18 protein-coding genes are annotated in these 21,561 nt (G+C 63.8%); 6 read left to right on the top strand and 12 right to left on the bottom strand.

The window, feature by feature from the left end; genetic code table 11:
* Positions 1–150: 150 nt before the first annotated feature.
* From AB2B41_RS05845 to AB2B41_RS05855, 3 genes are all read right to left on the bottom strand, one after another.
* On the bottom strand, positions 151–1,161 hold the full coding sequence (locus tag AB2B41_RS05845) for an ABC transporter permease (protein WP_367876815.1): 1,011 nt from the start codon (positions 1,159–1,161) through the stop codon (positions 151–153).
* Complete coding sequence (locus tag AB2B41_RS05850) at positions 1,154–2,191, bottom strand: ABC transporter permease (protein WP_367876816.1); 1,038 nt, start codon at positions 2,189–2,191, stop codon at positions 1,154–1,156. The genes AB2B41_RS05845 and AB2B41_RS05850 overlap by 8 nt, the downstream gene beginning before the upstream one ends.
* A 106-nt stretch (positions 2,192–2,297) precedes the next feature.
* Positions 2,298–4,019 (bottom strand): peptide ABC transporter substrate-binding protein, encoded by a 1,722-nt coding sequence (locus AB2B41_RS05855; protein ID WP_367876817.1) that lies wholly within the window; start codon positions 4,017–4,019, stop codon positions 2,298–2,300.
* A 309-nt stretch (positions 4,020–4,328) separates the two neighbouring features.
* Between AB2B41_RS05855 and AB2B41_RS05860 the strand changes: the two genes are divergently transcribed.
* The 4 genes from AB2B41_RS05860 (at position 4,329) to AB2B41_RS05875 (ending at position 9,957) form a co-directional block, all read left to right on the top strand.
* Positions 4,329–6,161 (top strand): ABC transporter ATP-binding protein, encoded by a 1,833-nt coding sequence (locus tag AB2B41_RS05860; protein ID WP_367876818.1) that lies wholly within the window; start codon positions 4,329–4,331, stop codon positions 6,159–6,161.
* A gap of 4 nt (positions 6,162–6,165) precedes the next feature.
* On the top strand, positions 6,166–7,329 hold the full coding sequence (gene argE / locus AB2B41_RS05865; protein ID WP_367876819.1) for an acetylornithine deacetylase: 1,164 nt from the start codon (positions 6,166–6,168) through the stop codon (positions 7,327–7,329).
* Between the two features lie 81 nt (positions 7,330–7,410).
* The gene (locus tag AB2B41_RS05870; protein WP_367876820.1) at positions 7,411–8,757 is read left to right on the top strand and encodes an NAD(P)/FAD-dependent oxidoreductase; all 1,347 of its coding nucleotides are present in this window, start codon (positions 7,411–7,413) and stop codon (positions 8,755–8,757) included.
* A gap of 27 nt (positions 8,758–8,784) precedes the next feature.
* Positions 8,785–9,957, top strand: a complete 1,173-nt coding sequence (locus tag AB2B41_RS05875) for a M20 aminoacylase family protein (protein WP_367876821.1) — start codon at positions 8,785–8,787, stop codon at positions 9,955–9,957.
* Positions 9,958–10,062: 105 nt separating this feature from the next.
* On the opposite strand, the gene AB2B41_RS05880 is transcribed toward AB2B41_RS05875, so the two are convergent.
* The 3 genes from AB2B41_RS05880 to AB2B41_RS05890 form a co-directional block, all read right to left on the bottom strand.
* Positions 10,063–10,386 carry a hypothetical protein gene (locus tag AB2B41_RS05880; protein ID WP_367876822.1) on the bottom strand — a complete coding sequence of 108 codons (324 nt, stop codon included), beginning with the start codon at positions 10,384–10,386 and terminating at the stop codon, positions 10,063–10,065.
* 155 nt (positions 10,387–10,541) lie between these two features.
* A complete protein-coding gene (locus AB2B41_RS05885) occupies positions 10,542–11,471 on the bottom strand; it encodes a hypothetical protein (RefSeq protein WP_367876823.1) in 930 nt (309 codons plus the stop codon).
* Positions 11,472–11,523: 52 nt separating this feature from the next.
* On the bottom strand, positions 11,524–12,456 hold the full coding sequence (locus AB2B41_RS05890; protein ID WP_367876824.1) for a chymotrypsin family serine protease: 933 nt from the start codon (positions 12,454–12,456) through the stop codon (positions 11,524–11,526).
* A gap of 600 nt (positions 12,457–13,056) precedes the next feature.
* Here AB2B41_RS05890 and AB2B41_RS05895 point away from each other — a divergent pair.
* Positions 13,057–14,223 carry a M20 aminoacylase family protein gene (locus tag AB2B41_RS05895; RefSeq protein ID WP_367876825.1) on the top strand — a complete coding sequence of 389 codons (1,167 nt, stop codon included), beginning with the start codon at positions 13,057–13,059 and terminating at the stop codon, positions 14,221–14,223.
* Between the two features lie 86 nt (positions 14,224–14,309).
* Here the strand turns inward: AB2B41_RS05895 and AB2B41_RS05900 are convergent, their stop codons facing one another.
* Genes AB2B41_RS05900 through moaA form a run of 3 tightly spaced genes read right to left on the bottom strand, consistent with a single transcriptional unit; the run spans position 14,310 to position 17,663 of the window.
* Positions 14,310–15,365 carry a glycosyltransferase family 4 protein gene (locus tag AB2B41_RS05900; RefSeq protein ID WP_367876826.1) on the bottom strand — a complete coding sequence of 352 codons (1,056 nt, stop codon included), beginning with the start codon at positions 15,363–15,365 and terminating at the stop codon, positions 14,310–14,312.
* Entirely contained in the window at positions 15,362–16,645 is a 1,284-nt protein-coding gene (locus AB2B41_RS05905; RefSeq protein WP_367876827.1) for a 3-deoxy-D-manno-octulosonic acid transferase, read from the bottom strand. Before AB2B41_RS05905 ends, AB2B41_RS05900 begins: the two co-directional genes overlap by 4 nt.
* Positions 16,646–16,655: 10 nt before the next feature.
* Positions 16,656–17,663: a GTP 3',8-cyclase MoaA gene (gene moaA / locus AB2B41_RS05910; protein ID WP_367876828.1), complete on the bottom strand. Its 1,008-nt coding sequence runs from the start codon at positions 17,661–17,663 to the stop codon at positions 16,656–16,658.
* Between the two features lie 85 nt (positions 17,664–17,748).
* Here moaA and AB2B41_RS05915 point away from each other — a divergent pair, with 85 nt between their 5' ends.
* Positions 17,749–18,276, top strand: a complete 528-nt coding sequence (locus AB2B41_RS05915) for a hypothetical protein (protein ID WP_367876829.1) — start codon at positions 17,749–17,751, stop codon at positions 18,274–18,276.
* Between the two features lie 232 nt (positions 18,277–18,508).
* On the opposite strand, the gene AB2B41_RS05920 is transcribed toward AB2B41_RS05915, so the two are convergent.
* Genes AB2B41_RS05920 through glmS form a run of 3 tightly spaced genes read right to left on the bottom strand, consistent with a single transcriptional unit; the run spans position 18,509 to position 21,559 of the window.
* Positions 18,509–19,192, bottom strand: coding sequence for a DNA alkylation repair protein (locus AB2B41_RS05920; RefSeq protein WP_367876830.1), 684 nt, complete (start codon positions 19,190–19,192; stop codon positions 18,509–18,511).
* The gene (locus tag AB2B41_RS05925; RefSeq protein WP_367876831.1) at positions 19,185–19,739 is read right to left on the bottom strand and encodes a pyridoxamine 5'-phosphate oxidase family protein; all 555 of its coding nucleotides are present in this window, start codon (positions 19,737–19,739) and stop codon (positions 19,185–19,187) included. The genes AB2B41_RS05920 and AB2B41_RS05925 overlap by 8 nt, the downstream gene beginning before the upstream one ends.
* A complete protein-coding gene (glmS, locus tag AB2B41_RS05930) occupies positions 19,739–21,559 on the bottom strand; it encodes a glutamine--fructose-6-phosphate transaminase (isomerizing) (RefSeq protein WP_367876832.1) in 1,821 nt (606 codons plus the stop codon). Before glmS ends, AB2B41_RS05925 begins: the two co-directional genes overlap by 1 nt.
* Between the last annotated feature and the right edge of the window lie 2 nt (positions 21,560–21,561).

Raw genomic sequence — 21,561 nt, forward strand, 5'->3', positions numbered from 1 at the left:
TCCTTTCGGCGGGGCGGGGTGGTCCGGGCGTGCCGGAATTGCCGGCACGCGAGGTTTTCTTCCTTATTTGTGGATATGGGTGGGCGGCGCGCCGACCTTACGGGACCGCGGAGAAGCCGTAAGGTGCAGGTTGCCTGCACCTTACCTCGATCAGCGTCCGCGGATGCGCGGGTCGAGCGCGTCGCGCAGGCCGTCGCCCAGGTAGTTTACGCTCAGCACCGTGAGCGAGATGGCCACACCGGGGATTAGCACCCGCTCGGGGAACTCCTGCATCCGCTGCACGGCGTCCGCCAGAAGCTTGCCCCAGGTAGGGAAGTCCGACGGGAAGCCCACGCCGAGGAAGCTGAGCGCGCTTTCGGTGATAATCGCCGTGGCGAGGCCCAGGGTTGCCGAGACCATGATGGGTGAGACCACGTTGGGCAGCAGGTGGCGCCGGATGATCTTGCCCGAGGTGGTGCCGATGGAACGGGCGGCGAGGATGAATTCGCGTTCCTTGAGCGCGAGGATGTCGCCGCGCACGATCCGGGCGGTCTGCATCCAGCTTGTCAGGCCGATGATGCCGACGATCAGGATGAACATGCCGCCCTCGGGGCCGAAGCTTGAGTTGAGGGGCTGGCGGAAGAGCGTCACGGCGAGCAGCGTCAGCGGCAGGATGGGCAGCGACAGCACCAGGTCGGTGAAGCGCATCAGCAGGAAGTCCAGCCGCTTGAAGTAGCCCGCCAGTACCCCGATGGCCGTGCCGATGAAAAGGGCGAGACCCATGGCGAGCCAGCCGACGGCCATGGAAACCCGTCCGCCCGAGATCATCTGGGCGAGAATATCGCGGCCCAGCTGGTCGGAGCCCAGCGGGTGAGCCCAGCCGACCTTGCCCGCCTCGACCGCGCCGCTGTCCCAGAGCGCATGGTAGATCGGGCGCCAGTCCTTGTTGCGGATGTCGAGCTTCTTGGGGTCCACGTCCCAGAGATAGGGGCCGAGCAGCACGCCCAGCGTGATGAAGAGCAGGAAACCGCCTCCAAAGACCGCGCCCTTGTGTTTGCGGAACTGGTCCCAGACGTCGCGCCATTGGCTGCGCGGGGGCTTTTGCGGCTCCTTGTCGGTGAGCGCGCCGTAGATCTCGATATCTGCCTCGACGGGGCTTGCTGGAATGGCTTGCTCAGTCATAGCGGATCCTTGGGTCAAGTAGGCCGTAGAGGATATCGGCGATGAGGTTGAAGAGGACAATCAGGATGGCGAAGATGAAGGTCAGCGTCATCACCATCGGCAGGTCGTTGGCGAAGAGGGCGGTCAGGAGCAGCTGACCGATGCCGTTCACCTTGAAGACGTTCTCGGTGATGATCGCCCCCCCGAAGATCGCGGGCATGCCGAGCGCGATGACGGTCACCACCGGGATCATTGAGTTCCTCAGCACGTGGACCATGACCACCACGCCCTCGCGCAGGCCCTTGGCGCGGGCGGTGCGCACGTAGTCCTGGTTGAGGTTGTCGAGCATCGCGCCGCGCATGTAGCGGCTGATCTGGGCCGTGGTTTGCAGGGCCAGCACCATGACCGGCATGATCATCTGGAAGAACTGTACCTTGAAGCTTTCCCAGTCGCTGACGACGTGGGTGGTGTCGTAGATCGAGGGCAGCCAGCCAAGGTAGACCGAGAAGATAACGATCAGCAGCGGGCCGGTGAAGAAGGGCGGGATCGAGAAGCCGATCATCGTGATGAAGGTACCCGCCTGGTCGAAGACCGAATAGTGCCGGTAGGCGGAGTAGATGCCGATGGGGATCGCGATCACGATCCCCACGAGATAGGCGAGCCCCACCACCCAGAGCGTCTGCGGCATGCGCTGGATCACGATGTCCATCACCGGGGAGCGGGTCTGCCAGGAGATCACGCGCAGCTCGCCCTGGTAGAGGTTGGTGTCGGGCAGCCAGCCCAGAAGGAAACTGTCGCGTGTGAGCCAGTCGATGAAGACCTTGGGCTCGATCCAGAAGAACTGGATCAGCCATTTGTAGTACTGCACGTACCACGCCTCGCCCAGGCCAAGCGCCTCGCGCATCTTCTGTTTCACTTCGGGCGGTACGGTCAGGGGCACCTGCGCCATGGGATCGCCGGGGGCGAGTTGCAGGAGGCCGAAGATGACAAGACTGATGAACAAAAGCGTCGGGATTGAGAGGATCAATCGTCGGATGGTGAAGGTCAGCATGCGGGCCGTCGCCTTTGTTTATCGGTCTCTCGGATGATGGGGGAGGTAAGGCGGGGATATCCCCGCCTTACAAGACAGGGCGGGGTTGCCCCCGCCGCTGCTTTGATCATTCGCCCTTGCGGTACCAGTCGGCGATGTTCCACAGCTCGCTGTCCCAGACGTTGAGCTTGATGCCGCCGAGGCTGTTGGCATGGGCAGAGACGCGGGCACGGTTGACAAGCGGGACGATCGTCATGGTCTCGGAGGTGATCATGTCGTTCATCTTCTTGGCAATCTCGGACCGCTTGTCGAGCTCACCGGTACGGGCCAGTTCGTCGATCAGCGCGTCGTAGGCCGGGTCGCAGAAGCGGTTGATGTTCTCACCCTGCCACTGGCTTGCGGGCTTCGGCTCGTTGCCGCAACGGTAGGCCGCGAGATAGGCCTGCGGGTCGGTGCCGTTGAAGGTGTTGGCGTACATTTCCACGTCCGCATAGAACTTCTGGAAGGTGTCCGGGGAGCCGGGGTCACCGCCGAAGAACACGGAGGCGTCGAGGTTGCGCAGTTCGGTTTCAACGCCGATCTGGCTCCACCAATCCTTGATCAGCGCCTGGAAGTCCTGACGGACGGCGTTGGTCGAGGTCTGATAGAGGAGCGACAGCTTCATGCCGTCCTTGTCGCGCACGCCGTCACCGTTGGTGTCGGTCCAGCCTGCCTCTTCCAGCAGCGCCTTGGCACCCTCGATGTCCTGGGTCAGGCAGTCGGTGTTGCCGGAGGCATAGATCGCGGGCGCCGGAACCAGGTCACATGTCGGCGCACCGGCCTTGCCGTAGCCCACTTCGGTCAGCAGCTCACGGTCGATCGCCATCGAAAGGGCGCGGCGCACACGCTCGTCCGAGAGGATCGGGTGCGGCTCGGCCACGGTCGAACGGGTCTCGGGCGGCAGGTCGGGCGAGGGGTTCGTCAGGTTCATTTCCAGACGTTCCACCAGCGGGCCGAAGCCTGCGATGGCAACACCCTTGCCGGCCTCTTCCATCTTGGCGATGACGTCGGGGGCCAGCTGCAGGTTCCAGGCGTAGTCGAATTCGCCGGTTTCCAGCACGGAACGACCGGCTGCCACCGCGTCACCACCACCCTTGAAGGTGACGGAGGCGAAGGCGGGCTTGCCTGCATGGCGGAAGTTATCGTTCGCGGCAAAGGTGATCACGTCGTTCGGACGGAAGTCCGTGACGACGAAGGGACCTGTGCCGATCGGGTTGAAGTTCTGCTCGGTGCACTCGGGGGCCTTGGCGCCCATGCAGTCGGCGAACTGTGCCGCCTGGATGATCGGGCTTTCACCGCCCACGAAGGGACCGTAGGGATTGGGCTTGGGCGCGTCGAAGGTGACCTTGACGGTCAGGTCGTCGATGACCTCGACGGTTTGCACGCCGTCGAACTTCGCACCCTGCGCACAGCCGCCTTCGGGGTGCATGCAGTAATCAGCGGTGAACTTGACGTCATTGGCGGTAAAGGCAGTCCCGTCGGACCACTGGATGCCGGGGGCGATTTTCCAGGTGATCGAGGTCAGATCCGATGCCACGCCGCCGTTCTCGACGGTGGGCACCTCGGCTGCGAGCCAGGGCACCATTTCACCGGTTTCGGTGTAGCGCGCCAGCGGCTCGACCACGAGCGAGGCGGATTCGACGTCCTTGGTGCCGCCCGACAGGAACGGGTTCAGGATCGACGGTGCCTGCCAGTAGATGATTTTTACATCACCGTCCCGGCCGCGCTCGCCCTCATGGCCGTCTGCCATGACCATGGGCGCCATGGCACCGGTTGCGATTGCACCCATCAGTAGGGTTTTCAACTTCATGTTACACTCCTTGTTGGACACGATTGTTGTGCCGCATATTGAGACGGTCTGCACCGTCCGGTTTCATCTTCACGGGGAAATTGGATGAAGAAGGTCGGTTAACACAACGTAAACGTGTGATATTTGCCTGCGTTCCTCAGCGCACCCCCGAAGCGCATGGGCGGTATGACAACAGGTTTTCGTCAAATTGCAAGACTTGACTGGAGGTAAGGGCAAAATTGATCGTGAACGTCGCCGAGCGGTTTGACCTGTGACGGGTTCCGCCTTAGCGTCTGCACAAGAACGCTGCCAGAAGCGACAGGGGACCACATGCTTGACCAGACGACCGCTGCGCCAATCGCGCAAATTCAAGGGCTTCGCGTCGAATTCCAGACAAAGGACGGCCCCGTCGTGGGCGTGGAGGATGTCAGTTTCGACATCAATCCCGGCGAGACGGTCTGTGTCGTGGGCGAATCCGGGTCGGGAAAATCGGTCTCATCCCTGTCCCTGATGCGGCTGGTCGAATACGGCGGCGGTGAAATCGCGGGCGGTCGCCTGCTTTTTGAGCGCGGCAAGGGACAGAAGATCGACCTCGCCCACACCGGCCAGACCGAGATGCGGCGCATTCGCGGCAACGAGATAGGGATGATCTTTCAGGAGCCGATGACGGCGCTGAATCCGGTCTTCACCGTTGGCCGCCAGATGACCGAGGGGCTGCGCCTTCACAAGGGGCTGAGCAAGTCCAAGGCCGAGGAACGGGCGCTGGAGCTGCTCCGGCAGGTGCGTATCCCCGAACCGGAGCGGCGGCTGAAGCAGTATCCGCATGAGCTGTCCGGGGGCATGCGCCAGCGCGTCGTGATCGCCATGGCGCTGGCCTGCGAGCCGCGTCTGCTGATCGCGGACGAGCCGACGACCGCGCTCGATGTGACCATTCAGGCGGAAATCCTCGCGCTGATGGACCGGCTCAAGCGCGAGACGGGCACGGCGGTGATGTTCATCACCCACGACATGGCCGTGGTGGCGCAGATGGCGGACCGCGTGGTCGTCATGTATCGCGGCAAGAAGGTCGAGGAAGGCCCGGTCGAACAGATCTTTGAGAACCCGCAGCACGGCTATACCAAGGCGCTTCTGGCGGCGGTGCCGAAGCTGGGGGAGATGTCCGGCAAGAAATACCCCGAGCCGATGAAGCTGCTGGGCCGCGACAACAAGGAAATCAAGCCCATCGAGGGCACCGAAGAGGTGCTCCTGCGGGTCAAGAACATGACCACGCGCTTCCCCGTGAAGGGGGGCTTCTTTCGCCGCACGGTGGCCAATGTCCACGCGGTCGAGGATGTATCCTTTACCATCAACAAGGGTCAGACGCTGAGCCTCGTGGGGGAGTCCGGCTGCGGCAAGTCCACGGCGGGGCGGTCCATCCTGCGGCTGGTGGAGCCGATGGCGGGCGAGATCAATCTCGGTGGCACGGACATCATGTCGCTCAGCCAGAGCCAGTTGCGCAATGCGCGGCTCGACATGCAGATGATCTTCCAGGACCCCTTCGCCTCGCTCAATCCGCAGATGCAGCTTGCCGATCAGGTGGCGGAGCCCATTCACAACTTCGGCACGCTCAAGGGCGAGGATGTGCGCAAGCGGGTCGAGATGCTGTTCGACCGGGTGGAGCTGCCGCGCAGCTTCATGCGGCGTTTCCCGCATGAGCTGTCGGGCGGGCAGCGACAGCGGGTCGCCATCGCGCGGGCGCTGGCGCTGAACCCCAAGCTGATCATCGCGGACGAGGCGGTGAGTGCTCTGGACGTGTCGGTTCAGGCGCAGGTGCTGAACCTGATGATGGAGTTGCAGGCAGAGCTGGGGCTGTCGTTCCTGTTCATCAGCCATGACATGGCGGTGGTCGAACGGGTCAGCCATTACGTCGGCGTCATGTACCTCGGTCGGATCGTCGAGATCGGGCCGCGCGACCGGGTGTTCGAGAACCCGCTGCACGCCTACACGCAAGCGCTGATGAAGGCGGTGCCCATCGCCGATCCGCGCCAGCGCAAGGACGAGAAGGACCTCAACTTCAAGCCGATCCCGTCGCCGATCCATCCCCGCAGTTACGAGGCGAAGCCGTCGGAATACGTGGAGGTGCATCCGGGCCATCACCTGCTGATCACTGACAGCGGGTACTGACGCCATGGCAGAGCGTCTGACACCCCGCGAGATCATGGAAAAGCTGGTGAGCTTTCCAACCGTCTCGCGCGACACCAACATTCCGCTGATCGACTGGGTGGCGGAGTACCTCGACAGCCACGGGATCGAGAGCCACCGCTACATTGACCCCGAGCAACCCAAGCACGCGCTTTTCGCCCATGTGGGGCCTTGGGAGGAAGGTGCCGTCGTCCTGTCCGGTCATACGGACGTGGTGCCGGTGGACGGGCAGCCGTGGGATACGGACCCGTTCAGCGTTGTGGAGAAGGACGGCAAGTACTTCGGGCGCGGCACCTGCGACATGAAGGGCTTCGATGCGCTGGCGCTCTGGGCGCTGGTGGAGGGGAAATACAGCGATCTGAAACAGCCCCTGCAGATCGCCCTGAGTTTCGATGAAGAGATCGGCTGCACCGGCGCGCCGCCGATGATCGAGGCGATGCAGCCAGTGCTGCCCAAGGGCAGGGCGGCGATCATCGGGGAGCCGTCCCTGATGCAGGCGGTCACGGGTCACAAGGGCGGTATCGGGTTCGACACGCATGTGGTGGGCTTCGAGGTCCATTCCTCGATCCTGCACCGGGGCGTGAACGCGATCATGGCGGCCGCCAAGCTGATCGAATGGGCCAATACGATCAACAGCGAGAACATGGAGGACAAGCCGAGCGCCATTGCGGCGATGTTCGATCCGCCCTTCACCACGCTGCACGTGGGCATGATCAAGGGCGGCACGGCCAACAACATCACCGCCAAGGATTGCTGGTTCGCGATGGACTTTCGCGTGGTCCCGGACGAGGACAAGCAGAAGTGGGCGATGGACTACATCAAGCAGGTCCGCAAGCTCGAGGCCGAAATGCAGGCGGTGGTGCCGGAGACCCGGATCGAGATCAGCCCGCGGTTCGACGTGCCGGGCCTGCAGCCCGAGGAAGACGGGGTCGCCGAGACGCTGGTGCGCCAGATCACCGGGGACAATGCCAGCCACAAGGTGAGCTACGGCACGGAAGCCGGACAGTTCCAGGAGGCGGGCTATTCCGCTGTGATCTGCGGCCCCGGTTCCATCGACCAGGCGCATCAGCCCAACGAATACATCGAAGTGAGCCAGTTCAACGCGGGCCATGATTTCATGAAGAAGCTGCTGGCCCGCATGGCGGCCTGAATTCGGGTGGACGGGACGTCCACCTTACCGCGTGCAAGGCGCGTAAGGTGCAGCCTCGCTGCACCTTGTGACGGATGACAGATGCAGTCCTTTCCCATCTCTGACGCAACCCCCATCACGTTCAGTGCCCCTCTGCCATCCAAGGCCGATGTGGTCGTGATCGGCGGCGGGGTGATCGGTGTCTGCACCGCACTTTTCCTCGCGCGCGGTGGCCATGACGTGGTGCTGCTGGAAAAGGGCCGCATCGCGGGGGAGCAATCCTCGCGCAACTGGGGCTGGATCAGGCAGCAGGGGCGCGACCCGGCGGAACTGCCCATCATGGTCGAGGCGAACCGGCTTTGGCGCGAGCTTGCGGCGGAAACCGATGTCGATATCGGTCTGCGGCAGGGGGGTGTGGTCTATCTGGCCGAGACCGAGAAGAAGCTGGCGCGCTACGCGGACTGGCTGCCCTATGCAGAGGCATATGGTGTGGACAGCCGCCTGATGTCAGGGGCCGAGGTGGCGGTGGCCTTTCCCGGCATCACGGGGCGGGTGGCCGGCGCATTGATCACACCCTCGGACCTGCGCGCAGAGCCCTGGCTGGCGGTGCCCGCCCTTGCCGGTGTCGCCGCACGGACGGGCGCGCGGCTGATCGAGGGCTGCGCGGTGCGCGCGCTCGATCTCGCCGCAGGGCGCGTCGCGGGCGTGGTGACGGAGCGCGGCCGGATTGCTGCCCCGACGGTGGTGCTGGCGGGCGGCGCGTGGTCCGCGCTTTTCCTGCGCAATCACGGTGTCTCCATCCCCCAGCTTTCGGTGCGGGAAAGCGTCGCGGCGACCGAGCCGATGCCCGAGGTCTTTGCCGGGGCGGCGGCGTCGGGCAGGGTGGCCTTCCGCCGCCGCGCGGACGGGGGCTATACGCTGGCACCCGGCGGTGTTTCCGAGCTGTTCATCGGCCCGGATGCCTTTCGCGCCTTGGCCTTCTACCTGCCGCAGTTGCGCGCGAGCCCGTTCAGCCAGCGCTACCGCCCCGCCGCGCCAGAGGGGTTTCCCGACGCCTGGGGCACGCCGCGCCGCTGGTCTGCGGATGATACGACACCCTTCGAGGCCATGCGCGTCCTCAACCCCGCGCCCAACCGGCGGCATTTGGCGCGCGTCGCCCGTGGCTTTGCCGCGCTCTTTCCGGGCCTGCCGCCGGTGCGGGTCAGGACCGCTTGGGCGGGCATGATCGACACGATGCCCGACGTCGTGCCCATCGTCGATCACGTGGCGGAACTTCCCGGTCTGGTGCTGGGCACCGGGATGTCCGGCCATGGTTTCGGGATCGGCCCGGCGATGGGCCGGGTGCTTGCCGCTCTGGTCACCGGCGACGCGGTAGGGCATGATCTGAGCAGATTTAAGAGCGATCGCTTCAACCGGGGGCAGGCGATAAAGCTGGGTCCCACCTTTTGAGGCATCAGAAGTCGCAGGAGAAGACCCTTGCCGATCAAGAACAGACTTGCCGAGACCCATGCCGAAATCGCGGCCTGGCGGCAGCACTTGCACGCCCATCCGGAACTGCAATTTCAGGAACATGAGACCGCGAAATTCGTGGCCGAGAAGCTGCGCAGCTTCGGCATCAGCGACATCACCACCGGTATTGGCCAGACCGGTGTCGTTGCGGTGATCGAGGGGCGGCAGAACACCTCGGGCCGCGCCGTTGGTCTCAGGGCAGACATGGACGCCCTGCCGATCATGGAGGCGACGGGGGTGCCCCATGCCTCGCAGAACCCCGGTGTGATGCATGCCTGCGGCCACGACGGGCACACCGCGATGTTGCTGGGGGCCGCGCAATACCTTGCCGAGACGCGCAATTTCAACGGCCGCTGCGTGCTGATCTTCCAGCCCGCCGAGGAAGGCGGCGGCGGCGGCAACGAGATGGTCAAGGAAGGGCTGATGGAGCGCTGGGCCATCGACGAGGTCTACGGCATGCACAACATGCCGGGCTACCCGGTGGGGCAGTTCGCGATCCGCAAGGGCGCGCTGCTGGCGGCGGCGGATCAGTTCGAGGTGATCGTCGAGGGGCAGGGGGGCCATGCAGCGGCCCCGCATGAGGCCATCGACACCAACCTGGCCGCGGCCCATGTGGTCGTGGCGCTGCAGAGCATCGCAAGCCGCAACGTCGATCCGGTCAAGCAGGTGGTCGTCTCGGTCTGTACGATCCGCAGCGATACCGAAAGCCACAACATCATCCCCCAGACCGTCAAGCTGATCGGCACGGTGCGCACACTGGACGAGGAAGTGCGCGACCTGACCGAGCGGCGGCTGGGCGAGATCATCACGCACACCGCGGCGGCCTATGGCTGCCGCGCGGAAGTAAGCTATGAGCGGGGCTATCCGGTCACGATCAATCACGACAGGGAGACGGACTTGGCCGCCGATGTTGCGGAAATGGTCGTCCCAGGCGTCTGGCGCGACACGCCGCCGATCATGGCGGGGGAGGATTTTTCCTACATGCTGAACGCGCGGCCCGGCGCCTACATGATGATCGGCAACGGCAACGGGCCGACGGTGCATCATCCGGGATACGATTTCAACGATGACGCGATCCCGGCGGGTTGTTCCTGGTATGCCGAGATGGTGGAGACGCGGTTGCCCCTTGGCGTGGATTGAGCGCGTTCACGCCTCGGCCTCGCACGAGGCGGGATAAGACAATCGAACCAGGTCTAGCGCGAAAGCATTCTGCGCGATGCCGGGCGTGACGGTCAGGAAAGCAGCTTACTGCGCTTCTACGTCGCCGATGTATTCCAGTTCTACATCTTCGTTCTTTTGGAGGTTCTCCGGCAATCGGGGCCTTACGTCTTCGATGGGCTCCGATGTGCCGACTTTCAGGCAGGGACGGTCGCCGCAAAGTCCGATGCTGATCGAGACGACGCCCTCGACCCGCATCAGTTCATCTTCGAATTGCACGCGCAGCTCTTCAACTTTTTCAGGTTCTGAGTTCATTTTGACATCCACACCTACAATTAGGAAAATGGCGGACAACCCAACAAGACAGACGACCAGAGCGATCGCACGGCGCTTGTTTGAATGGCTTTTCATAAGTTGCCTGCCTGGTTTTCAAGGTACGCCCGGCAATATGCAGTGTCGAAGAATGCATGCGGTTTGCGAGAATGCATACTACATGTTTTTTCGTTACCCGGACCTTACGCGAAGAAAAAATCAGGCTGGCGGACGATCCGCCAGCCCGTTTCGTGTCAGGAGAAGTCGAACCGCACATAGGGCACGTGCACATAGTCGGTTCCCCAGAAGTCCACCGTCGACGTCGACCCGCTGCCATCGGCATAGGCTCTTGACCTCAGGGCGACCTCGGCAATGACCCACTGCTCGGCACCGATTGCCATGCTGCCGGAATACATCGTGGCATTGCGGTCAATCCGCCCTTGCCGGTTGATGTTCTGGCTGCTGATGTGAAAGACATCGTCCTTGTGGTAGGCGCCCCACATGTTCTGGTGCAGCTGAACGCGTACATCGACGTCGATGTACGCGGATTTCGAATTGTACCACTTGTCATTGGCATAGATGTAGAACCAGCCGCGCGTCTGATAGGGCACGAAGGCGCGGACATGACCGTTCTGCCTTGGCCAGAAGGCGAAATACAGCTTTGACCAGCAGGTGGTATAATTGTCATCCCAGAAGCCCGCGCCGTCGCCGCGCGCGCGGCTGTAGGTCTGCATCCGCTTCGAGGCCCGATTGCAGCTTGAGTGGCCCTGGGTGACGCCGCCTTCATTGTGGTAGTAGCATCTGTGCCAGCAATGGTAGGGGCTGAAATCGTAGTAATGCCCCGGACCGCTGCCAACGACCGTCAGCGGTGCGACATTCATCTCCAGCGTCAGTTCTTCGGCGAGAATGCCCTCGTCTTCGGGGCCTTGCCCGGACAGTTCCGCCTTTGCCTGTTCGGCCATCGCCTCGACGTCGGACACTTCGTGGCGGTCCTTGTCCTCTACTTCGGAAAACCGGATGTCCAGCTTGCCAAGCACATCCTTCATCTCGGCTTCGTTGCGCTTGCCGATATCGCGGTAGGCCTTGATTGCCCTTACGTCCTCGACATGCTCTTTCTCGGGCTCGATGGCCGCCTCGCGGTCAAGCCATTCTCCCTTGGGCAGTCCTGTTCTCAACGCTTCCATCCTATTTCTCCTTTCAATTTCATAGTTTTGATTGAATCCGTAGCGCGACGGGTCAGGCAGTGATCAGTTCGACACCCAGCGCCATCAGCACGTTCGAAATGTTGTTGTGGACCGTGACCTGCGAAGACCCGGCGAACAGCAAGCCGGTCGCCTTCTTGTCCGCGCGGCTTAACAGCAGTGACCCTGAATCGCCCCCCGCCGACATGTTGGTCGTCAGGATCTGATTGCGGAAATAACCAACCCCGACCCCGTAGCCGACGGAGATCGTGGCGTTTAGCCCGATGACCTTGCCGGTTGTGGTTTCCGTCGTTCGCCCGCTCTTGACCACTTCGAGCCCGAGCGTCGCCTCGACCGTGCCGGTGGGAATGCCCAACGCAGTGATGGACGCGATGACATCGCGCAGATCGCGCGGGCGGGCGAGGGCCGCATCCACGAGATTGAAGCGTGCAGGATCGCCAAAGCGGATCGGCACGAACCGTGACAGCCGGGCAATGACGTCGTTGGGGATTGCGCCGCCATCGACCCGACCGGGTTGCAGGATCGGATCACCGGGGGCTGCCGCGTTCGAATTCGCCAGCACGTGATTGTTGCTGAGAATATGGACGTGGCAGGGCTCGCAAACATCGCGGACAAGACAGCCGAACGTCCCCGCCGTTATCTTGTAGTGACCAATGCTGTAACCCGGTATCGCGGGTCGAAGCCGCGCTGTGAAAGGCTGAGCTTCAATTTCTCCGACCTCGATCACGTCGGTCTTGGCGCCATTGACCTCCGCCGTAACCATTTCATCGGCTGACAATTTGGTTTTTGGGAGCTTTTTCCGGACGTAGACCTGAACGACCGGGCCTTCGTCGGACAATATCTTTCCACGTTTCTCCTTGTATCCGATCCCAACGCCAACGACGTTGGGCTTTGCAAGCAGTTCAGTTTCGTGCGCGTCTTTCGCCTCCTGAACCACGGCTAATTGAGTGAATTCTTCTTCGGCCATTTCTCTCTCCCGCTAACAAATTGAACTTCTCGTGTGTGTCCTGTGACACCACGTGCCAAAAGCACCGGGCGGCCCCGTCAAAAGCAGAAAGAACGCAAGGAATGGCAAAACCGCCCAACCGAATGATTCCCGCGTAGATAGAAATTACGACTTGTCCGATGAGAGGCATTGATATTTGTCAATCGTGGGGGCGAATCGAAGGAATCAGTGCGGCAAAGGCGATTCATGTTGTTGTTTTACATGGTGAAAAGTCATGCTGCCCCTGAGGGGTAATCGGGGCGTCGCTCCGCGGTTTCACCGCAAAGCGGAACCTGGCACCAAGATTTTTTCGTGATCTGTGCAGGACATCGAAAACATGAAAACGCGTCAGGAGTTTTCCCTGGTGAAAAGGCTCAGCAGTGCATGAACAGGCACGAACATGTGCGTTTGATTTGTCCGATTAGCCGGTTCAAGCGTCGTTCCAAGACATAGGGAAAAAGGACCGATCCATTGATTGCCGTTTTTCCCTATGGCTCCCCAAGAACCTCGCTTACCAGAACTTTCCTATTGCCCGCGAGCACTCTACATTCAGACCGACCGCAACGCTTCGAAGGATACCCCATGCCCGTCAAGAACCGCTTTGCCGAACTGCACGACGATATCACCGCCTGGCGACGTGATTTCCACATGCACCCCGAGATCCTCTTTGAGACCCACCGCACCTCCGCCACGGTGGCCGAGAAGCTGCGCAGCTTCGGCTGCGACGAGGTGGTCGAAGGCATCGGGCGCACCGGGGTCGTGGGCGTCATCAAGGGCAAAAGCCAGGCCTCTGGCAAGGTGATCGGGCTGCGTGCGGATATGGACGCGCTGCCAATCCATGAGCAGACGGGCGTCGAGTACGCCTCGAAAACGCCCGGCGCCATGCATGCCTGCGGGCATGACGGGCACACCGCAATGCTTCTGGGCGCGGCGCGGTACCTCGCCGAGACGCGGAATTTCGACGGCACCTGCGTGGTGATCTTCCAGCCCGCCGAGGAAGGCGGCGGCGGCGGCCGCGAGATGTGCAACGACGGGATGATGGAGCGCTGGGGCATCCAGGAAGTCTATGGCATGCACAACTGGCCGGGCATGCCGACGGGGTCCTTTGGTATCCGTACCGGCCCCTTCTTTGCGGCGACGGACCTTCTGGACATCGAGATCGAGGGGCTGGGCGGCCATGCGGCGAAACCCCATGAGACGATCGACACGACGGTGGTGACCGCGCATATCATCACCGCGTTGCAGACCATCGCCAGCCGCAACGCAGATCCCATCGGGAATATCGTGGTGTCGATCACCTCGGTCGAGACCTCGTCGAAGGCGTTCAACGTGATCCCGCAGAAGGTGCAGATGTACGGCACGGTGCGGACGCTGTCGAACGAGCTGCGTGATCTGGCGGAGAAGCGGATGACGGAGATCTGCGAGGGGGTCGCGGCGACCTTCGGGGCGACAGCGCGGGTGAATTACAAGCGCAACTACCCGGTGATGGTGAACCATCCCGAGCAGACGGAATTCGCTGCCGAAGTGGCCAAGGGTATTTCGGGGCAGTGCGACGAGGCCCCGCTCGTGATGGGGGGCGAGGATTTCGCCTTCATGCTGGAGGAGCGTCCGGGGGCCTATATCCTGATGGGCAACGGCACCGATGGGGCGATGGTGCATCACCCGCTTTACAACTTCAACGACGAGGCGATCCCGGTGGGCTGTTCGTGGTTTGCCGAAGTTGTGGAGCAGCGGATGCCTGCGGCCTAGCGCGCTGCTGCGGGCGTCGCCCTTGGGGCGGGCGTGGTGCAGGAGTTGTATTGGAAAGATGAAGCCGGGTGGTGTGCCCGGCTTTTTCATTTTTCGGTCAGGAGGCGGCGGTAGAGGGCAATGAGCTCGGATGCCTCGCGTTCGATGGCAAAGTGTTCGGCGACATGGGGGCGGGCGTTTTTCGCCCAGGTCTCGATGGGGCGCGGGGGTGCGAAGGCTTCGCAGATGGCGTTCTTAAGCGCATCGGGATCGTCGGGAGCGACCAGAGCGCCGGTTTCCGGCGTCACGATCTGCTCGAAGGCGCCGACGCGGGTGGCGATGACGGGGACGCCGCAGGCCATGGCCTCGATGGGGGTGAGGCCAAAGCCTTCCCAGCGTTGCGGGGCGACGTAGAGGTCGAGGACGCGGTACCAGTCGGCCATTTGTTCGACGGGGACTTCGGGGAGGAAATGGATGCGGTCCGTGAGGCCGGCGGCCTCGACCCTGGTCTTGAGGTCAGTGAGGAAGGCGCGGTCTTTCTCGACCGCGCGGCCCATCACGAGGGCGTGGCCGTCGATGTTCTTGAGGACGTCGATCATGGCGGTGACGAAGATGTCCGTGCCCTTGGAGGATCGGATGCGACCGTAGCAGCCGACAAGGGGCCCGCCCTTGGGCAGGCCGAGTTTTTTGCGCAGGTCAGTGCGGACTTCGGCAGGGGAAAAGCCTTCGAGATCGATGCCGTGCATGATCACCTGCGCGGTCAGCTCGAGGTAGCTGGCGGTGCGGTCGGAGGTGGCGACCACGGCATCCATGCGGCGGATGAGCCAGCGGGTGAGGCCCGTCTGCTTGCGTTGCGAGGCGGAGGTGAAGACGAGTTTGAGGCGTTTGGCCAGCAGGTATTTGAGTGCAAGTCCGCCGATCATCTCCACGTTGCGCCGCGCGTGCCAGACGCGGGGGCCATCGGGGCCCGTGCGGGGCATGGTGACAAGCTGCCAGAGGGGGATTTGCGGGACGTGGTCGGGGATCACGGGGCCTGTGGCGGCGATGCCGATGTCCTTCGACTGGACGGGGACGAGGCGGACCACGGTGGCGGTGACGCCAGAGAGGCGGCGTTTGAAATTGGGCGCGATGACCTGCACCTTGCGGATGTCGGCGCGGGTCATGGGGCAAGCTCCAGCGCCTTGATCAACCGCTCGGCGATGGTGTCGAGCTGGTCGGTCTGGCTTTCGGTGAAGCTGCGTGCGGCGGCGCGGGCGGTGTCGCGGGCGTCGGTATCGTTCAGAAGGCTGTCCACGGTGGCGGCGAGATCCTGGCTGTCCTTGACGATCCGGGCGGCACCGGCCTCGACCATCGCGTCATAGGTCTCGTCGAAGTTGGTCACATGGGGGCCGGAGAGGGCGATGGCACCGGATTGCGCTACTTCGAACGGGTTGTGCCCGCCGATGGGGCGCAGCGAGCCGCCGAGAAAGACGATATCACCCAGAGCGTACCAGGTGCCCAACTCGCCCATGGTGTCGGCGAGATAGACCTGCGCGCCCGGGTGCTCGCCACGCGTGCGGCGGGTCGCGCTGAGGCCTGCGGTGTCGATCAGGCGCATCACCGCGTCGCCGCGTTCGGGGTGGCGGGGGGCGAGGATGAGATGCAGGTCGGGGTGCGTCTTGAGCAGGCGATGGTGGGCGGCCAGCACCGTTTGCTCTTCCCCCTCGTGGGTGGAGGAAGCGATCCAGACGGGGCGATGGCTAAGGGCGGCGCGGGCCTCGAAGAGGGCGTCTTCGTCCACGGGGAGGGGGTCCGACATGGATTTGAGGTTGATGCCGCGCGCGACGCGGTCGGGCGGGGCGTGCATGGCGACCATGGCCTCGGCCATCTGATCGTTCTGGGTCAGGATCAGATCGAAGACTTCGAAAAGGTAGCGCGCGAGCTTGGGCCGCTTTTGCCAGCCCGCGATGGAACGGGCGGAGAGGCGGGCGTTCAGCAGGGCCATTTTCGCACCGCGCGCGTGGGTGCGGCGGAGCATCTGGGGCCAGATCTCGCTTTCCACGAAGATCGCGGCGTCGGGGCGCCAGTGGTTCAGGAAACGGTTCAGGGGGCCGGGGGCGTCGAAGGGGGCGAACTGGTGCACCGTGCGGGGCGGCAGGCGGCTGGCGACCAGCCGGGCGGAGGTGGCAGTGCCGGAGGTGATGAGGAAATGCGCCTGAGGCAACGCCTGGCCCATGCGCCCGATGAGCGCCAGCACAGAGAGGCTTTCGCCGACGGAGGCCGCGTGGAACCACACGAGCGGACCGGCAGAGGGGCGGGGTTCGGTGGCGTGGCCCAGCTTTTCGTGGGCGCGTGCGACGGAGACCCCGGCGCGGCGCAGCTTGCGCGTCTCTGTCAGCGCGGCGAAGGGGACCAGCACCATGCTGGCCGCCACCCAGGCGGAATAGAGAAAGGGCGCGGCCACGGGGGTACGCTCAGCCGCCGGTGTGGCTCATGTGGCGGGACATCTGCCCGTCGAGACGCTGGCGGGAGTAGTCGAAATCGTGGCCCTTGGGCTTGAGGTTGATCGCGGCGCGGATCGCGTCCTCGAGCGATGCATCGCTGTCTGGATGGGCGCGGAGCGGGGCGCGCAGGTCGGCCATGTCCTCTTGTCCGAGGCACATGTAAAGCTCGCCCGTGCAGGTGAGGCGCACGCGGTTGCAGCTTTCGCAGAAATTGTGGGAGAGCGGGGTGATGAAGCCGATCTTCTGGCCCGTTTCCTCGAGCCGGACATAGCGGGCGGGGCCGCCCGTGCGCTCGGCAAGGTCGGTCACGGTGTAATGCTGGGCGTAGCGGGCGCGCACGTCCTTGAGCGACCAGTATTGGCCCAGCCGGTCCTCGTTGCCGATATCGCCCATGGGCATGACCTCGATCCATGTCAGATCCATGTCACGTTCGGCGCACCAGCGGGTGATGGCGGGCAGTTCTTCCTCGTTGAAGCCCTTGAGAGCCACGGCGTTGATCTTGACGCGCAGGCCCGCGCGCTGGGCGGCGTCGATGCCGCGCAGTACCTGGGGCAGGCGGCCCCATCGGGTGATGTCCGCGAATTTCTGATCGTCCAGCGTGTCAAGCGAGATGTTCACCCGGCGCACGCCCGCGGCGTAAAGCTGGTCGGCGAAGCGTTCGAGCTGGCTGCCGTTGGTGGTGAGCGTCAGCTCTTTCAGCGCGCCGCTGTCGAGGTGGCGGGTCATGCGCTGGAAGAACGTCATGATATCGCGCCGCACCAGCGGTTCGCCCCCGGTGATCCGCAGTTTCTGCACGCCCAGCCGGACGAAGGTCGAGCACATGCGGTCCAACTCCTCCAGCGTCAGAAGCTCTTTCTTGGGCAGGAAGGTCATGTTCTCGGACATGCAGTAGACGCAGCGGAAATCGCAGCGGTCCGTGACGGAAACCCGCAGGTAGGTGATGGCGCGTGCGAAGGGGTCGATAAGCGGTGCAGTCATACGCACATAGGTAATGGGCCGCCGAAGCGCGGGCAAGCGGATTTGGGCGATTGATGACGGCAATGGGCGGGGATAGGCTCGCAGCATGAAACATGTTCTGATCCTCGGCGCACTGGCGCTGGCCCTCGGTGCCTGTGCGCAGGTCGGCGCAATGTCCGAGCGTTTTGGCCTCGGTCAGAGGGCACCGGAGGCGGAAGGGCCGATCGACCCTTTCGTGACCGGTGATGCCGGTGAGGAGGCGACGCTCGCCCCCGAAACCGCAGCTCCGCCGCCGCCAACCGGCGCGCGCACCGCCGAGGCGCTGGACACGACGACGGCAGAACAGCGGGCCGCCGCCACTGCCGCGCCTGCTGCGCCGACGAAAGCGCTGGGCAAGACAGTCGTGTCGCTGGGCAGCCCGACCGAGCCGGGGCTCTGGCTCAAGACACCGCTGGTCAGTGAAGAGTCGCAGGGGCGGGTGACGAACCCGGCGACGGGGCGGTCTTCGCTTGTGACGCTCATCCCGCTCGACGGGCCGGCGACGGCGGGCAGCCGGATGTCGCTCGCGGCGATGCGGTTGATCGAGGCGTCTTTGACGGACCTCACCGAGGTCGAGGTGGCGCTGGAGGGGTGAGAGCAACCACGGAGTAGCGCCTGCGGAGAGGGCGCTGGCGCTGCGGGACCCTCCTTCCCGGAAGATCGGAGCCGCCCTTGCGTGATCTTTTGTCTGGCAGAGGACCGTCCGCTTGCCAAGGAAAATAGCGGTTTCCCGCACGCGGGTCCCTCCGCGATTTTCCTTGGCAACCAGCCGTTCCTCCGCCCGCCATAAGCTCAAGCAAGGGCGGCTCCGACCCGGAAGGTGGGGGTCAGCCCTGCTTGTTGAGGTGGCGCATGGCCTCTTTCGCGGCGAAGGGTTTCATCTGCTGGCCATGTTTGGCGATGAAGGCGCGGGTGCGGGGCGCGTCGTGTTTCGACAGTTCGCGCAGCCACAAGGCGATCGCCTTCTGGATGAACCAGTCCCGATCCGGGACAAGCTGCGCGGCCCAGCCGAGGATGCGGTCGCGGGCGGCGAGTTCGGCGGGCTTGGGATGGTTCTGCTTGGTCCAGGGCAGGGTGATGACAAGGGCGGCGCGGCGGGTCCACATGTGATCGGAGGCGATCCATGTCTCGACCTCGTCAAGGCGCGAGGGATTGGCCACGAGGCGCTTCTGGCCCGCCATGCAGGCGTGATCGGCGATGGCCCAGCTGTCGAAATCCGGCACCCAGGACGCGATCAGGCGCCAGGTGGCATCATCGGGGCGGATGCGGGCCTGGGTGAGAAGCTTCGCGGCGGCGAGGCGGGCCTCGTAGATGTTCGTTTGCCACAGGGCGTCGGCGAGGGCCACGCGCTCTGCGACGTCGAGACGGCTGCGCCAGTGCTTGGTGAGGTCGTTGATCTGGGGATTCGAAAGGCCGAGGTATTCCCGCTCGACCTTGTGGTAGGCCTTCATCTCCGCTGCGCGCGCCGGGTCGGAGAGCGCGCGCAAGTCGGCGAGGAAGGACTCATGCATCGGTCTGGTCGAGGATATGCGTGGGCAGGCCGTCGATGGTATGCTGGTTGCGGTCCTTCCAATAGGCCGCGATACCCTCCGGGCCCTTGTCCTCTGTCCAGTGTTCCAGCGTGTTGCGGGGGCCCTTGTGCTCGAAGTAGGGGACGGCGTAGCCACAGGAGGTTTGCAGCATCTCGACGGTCATGTCGTATATCTGGCGCGCGCCGATGCTTTCGGGAAAGAGCGCGTTCAGGTCCGCGAAATCCGCGTCGCGCGGGTGCAGCGTGCGGGCGGTGCCGTAGGCGCGCATGATCATCGGGCGCTTCTCAAACCCGCACCACATCAGCGTCATGCGGTTGTGCAGCGCCAGATGCGCGGCTGTTTCATTGCCCGAACCCGTCCAGTTGCGCCAGACGATGCGGTTGGGCCCAATGACGCGCAGGCTGTCCATGCCCTTGGGCGAGATGTTGACGCGGCCCTCGTCGGCGGCGGTGCCGCAAAAGAAGAGGTGCTGCGCCTCGATGAATGCGCGGTGGTCGTCGCTGATATGATCGTATTGCTGGCCCATTATTCCACCGTCACGGATTTGGCGAGGTTGCGGGGCTGGTCCACGTCCGTGCCCTTGGCCACCGCCGTGTGATAGGCCAGAAGCTGTGCGGGGATCGCGTAGAGAATGGGGGTGAGCAGGTCAGCGACCTTGGGCATCTCGATAGTGCTCCAGACGCCGTTGCTGGCCTCGGCGAGGCCTTCCGCGTCGGAAATGAGGATGACCTTTCCGTTGCGGGCCATGACCTCTTGCATGTTACTGACGGTCTTGTCGAAAAGCGCGTCGCGGGGGGCCATGACGATGACGGGCACGTCTTCGTCGACAAGGGCGATGGGGCCATGCTTCAATTCGCCGGAGGCGTATGCTTCGGCGTGTATATAGCTGATTTCCTTAAGTTTCAGCGCCCCTTCGAGTGCAAGAGGATACATCTTGCCGCGGCCCAGAAAGAGCACGTCGCGCGCAGCGGAGAGCTTGAAGGCCGCCTCGCGCATGGTCTCGTTCTGCTCGAGCGCCGTGTTGATGATCGAGGGCAGGCCCCGCAAAGCGCTGATGTGGTCTGCCAGTTTGGCGTCGTCCATCTCGCCCCGGGCATGCGCTGCCTTGAGCACCAGCAGGATGAGCACGGTCAGCTGGCAGGTGAAGGCCTTGGTCGAAGCCACGCCGACCTCGACGCCTGCGTAGATCGGCAGGCTCAGATCGCTTTCGCGGGCGATGGAGGATTCAGGCACGTTGATGACCGACAGCGTGCGCTGGGCCTTGCCATCGCAGTAGCGCAGGGCGGCAAGAGTGTCTGCCGTCTCGCCCGACTGGGAGACGAAGAGGGCAAGCGTATTGGCCGGGATCGGCGGCTCGCGGTAGCGGAACTCGGAGGCGACATCGACCTCGACAGGAATGCGTGCGACCTGTTCGAACCAGTATTTCGCGACAAGGCAGGCGTAGAAAGCGGTGCCGCAGGCCACCATGGTGATGCGGTCGATCTTGGTGAAATCTACGCCGCCATCGGGGAGGATAATCTCGCCCGCGTCGGTGACGTAGTGGGACAGCGCCTGGCCGATCACGCCGGGCTGCTCGGCGATTTCCTTGGCCATGAAATGCTTGTGGCCGCCCTTGTCGACCCGGGTGGCGTCGATCTGGATCGTTTTGATCGCGCGGTTGGCAAGACTGCCGTTGGCATCGGTGATCTCGACCGAGGTGCGGGTGATGACGGCGATATCGCCCTCCTCGAGGTAGGATATCCGGTCGGTGAGCGGGGAGAGCGCGATGGCATCGCTGCCGAGGAACATCTCGCCGGTGCCATGTCCCACGGCCAGCGGAGAGCCTTTGCGCGCGCCGATCATCAGGTCATCGTGGCCGTCGAAGAGGAATGCGAGCGCAAAGGCACCATGGAGGCGCGCGATGGTTTTCTTGGCGGCCTCAACGGGGCCCGCGCCCTGCGTCATGTAGTGATGCGTCATCAGCGCGACGGTCTCGGTGTCGGTGTCGGTGACGAATTGCACACCCGCCTCGGCCAGTTCGGCGCGCAGCTCGCGGAAGTTCTCGATGATGCCGTTGTGCACGACCGCGACCTTGCCCGCCTGGTGGGGGTGGGCGTTGTTCACCGTGGGTGCCCCGTGGGTCGCCCAGCGGGTGTGGCCGATGCCGGATTTCCCGGCGAGCGGTTCATGCACCAGAAGGTCCGAGAGGTTGACGAGCTTGCCCACCGCGCGGCGGCGTTCGAGCTTGCCCGCGTTCACGGTCGCGATGCCCGCGCTGTCATAGCCGCGATATTCGAGCCGTTTGAGCGCCTCGACAAGGATGGGCGCGACCTCGTGTCCGCCGAGGACACCGACAATTCCACACATTT

This window comes from Sulfitobacter sediminis, from assembly GCF_040811725.1.
GTDB lineage: Bacteria > Pseudomonadota > Alphaproteobacteria > Rhodobacterales > Rhodobacteraceae > Sulfitobacter > Sulfitobacter sediminis.

Bases quoted from the DNA above. Each gene is read 5' to 3' on its own strand.
- AB2B41_RS05925 (WP_367876831.1), bottom strand. From the start codon at position 19,739: ATGGGCCAGCAATACGATCATATCAGCGACGACCACCGCGCATTCATC.
- AB2B41_RS05850 (WP_367876816.1), bottom strand. From the start codon at position 2,191: ATGCTGACCTTCACCATCCGACGATTGATCCTCTCAATCCCGACGCTT.
- AB2B41_RS05855 (WP_367876817.1), bottom strand. From the start codon at position 4,019: ATGAAGTTGAAAACCCTACTGATGGGTGCAATCGCAACCGGTGCCATG.
- AB2B41_RS05895 (WP_367876825.1), top strand. From the start codon at position 13,057: ATGCCCGTCAAGAACCGCTTTGCCGAACTGCACGACGATATCACCGCC.
- AB2B41_RS05915 (WP_367876829.1), top strand. From the start codon at position 17,749: ATGAAACATGTTCTGATCCTCGGCGCACTGGCGCTGGCCCTCGGTGCC.
- glmS (WP_367876832.1), bottom strand. From the start codon at position 21,559: ATGTGTGGAATTGTCGGTGTCCTCGGCGGACACGAGGTCGCGCCCATC.
- AB2B41_RS05845 (WP_367876815.1), bottom strand. From the start codon at position 1,161: ATGACTGAGCAAGCCATTCCAGCAAGCCCCGTCGAGGCAGATATCGAG.
- moaA (WP_367876828.1), bottom strand. From the start codon at position 17,663: ATGACTGCACCGCTTATCGACCCCTTCGCACGCGCCATCACCTACCTG.
- argE (WP_367876819.1), top strand. From the start codon at position 6,166: ATGGCAGAGCGTCTGACACCCCGCGAGATCATGGAAAAGCTGGTGAGC.
- AB2B41_RS05920 (WP_367876830.1), bottom strand. From the start codon at position 19,192: ATGCATGAGTCCTTCCTCGCCGACTTGCGCGCGCTCTCCGACCCGGCG.
- AB2B41_RS05870 (WP_367876820.1), top strand. From the start codon at position 7,411: ATGCAGTCCTTTCCCATCTCTGACGCAACCCCCATCACGTTCAGTGCC.
- AB2B41_RS05900 (WP_367876826.1), bottom strand. From the start codon at position 15,365: ATGACCCGCGCCGACATCCGCAAGGTGCAGGTCATCGCGCCCAATTTC.
- AB2B41_RS05880 (WP_367876822.1), bottom strand. From the start codon at position 10,386: ATGAAAAGCCATTCAAACAAGCGCCGTGCGATCGCTCTGGTCGTCTGT.
- AB2B41_RS05890 (WP_367876824.1), bottom strand. From the start codon at position 12,456: ATGGCCGAAGAAGAATTCACTCAATTAGCCGTGGTTCAGGAGGCGAAA.
- AB2B41_RS05860 (WP_367876818.1), top strand. From the start codon at position 4,329: ATGCTTGACCAGACGACCGCTGCGCCAATCGCGCAAATTCAAGGGCTT.
- AB2B41_RS05885 (WP_367876823.1), bottom strand. From the start codon at position 11,471: ATGGAAGCGTTGAGAACAGGACTGCCCAAGGGAGAATGGCTTGACCGC.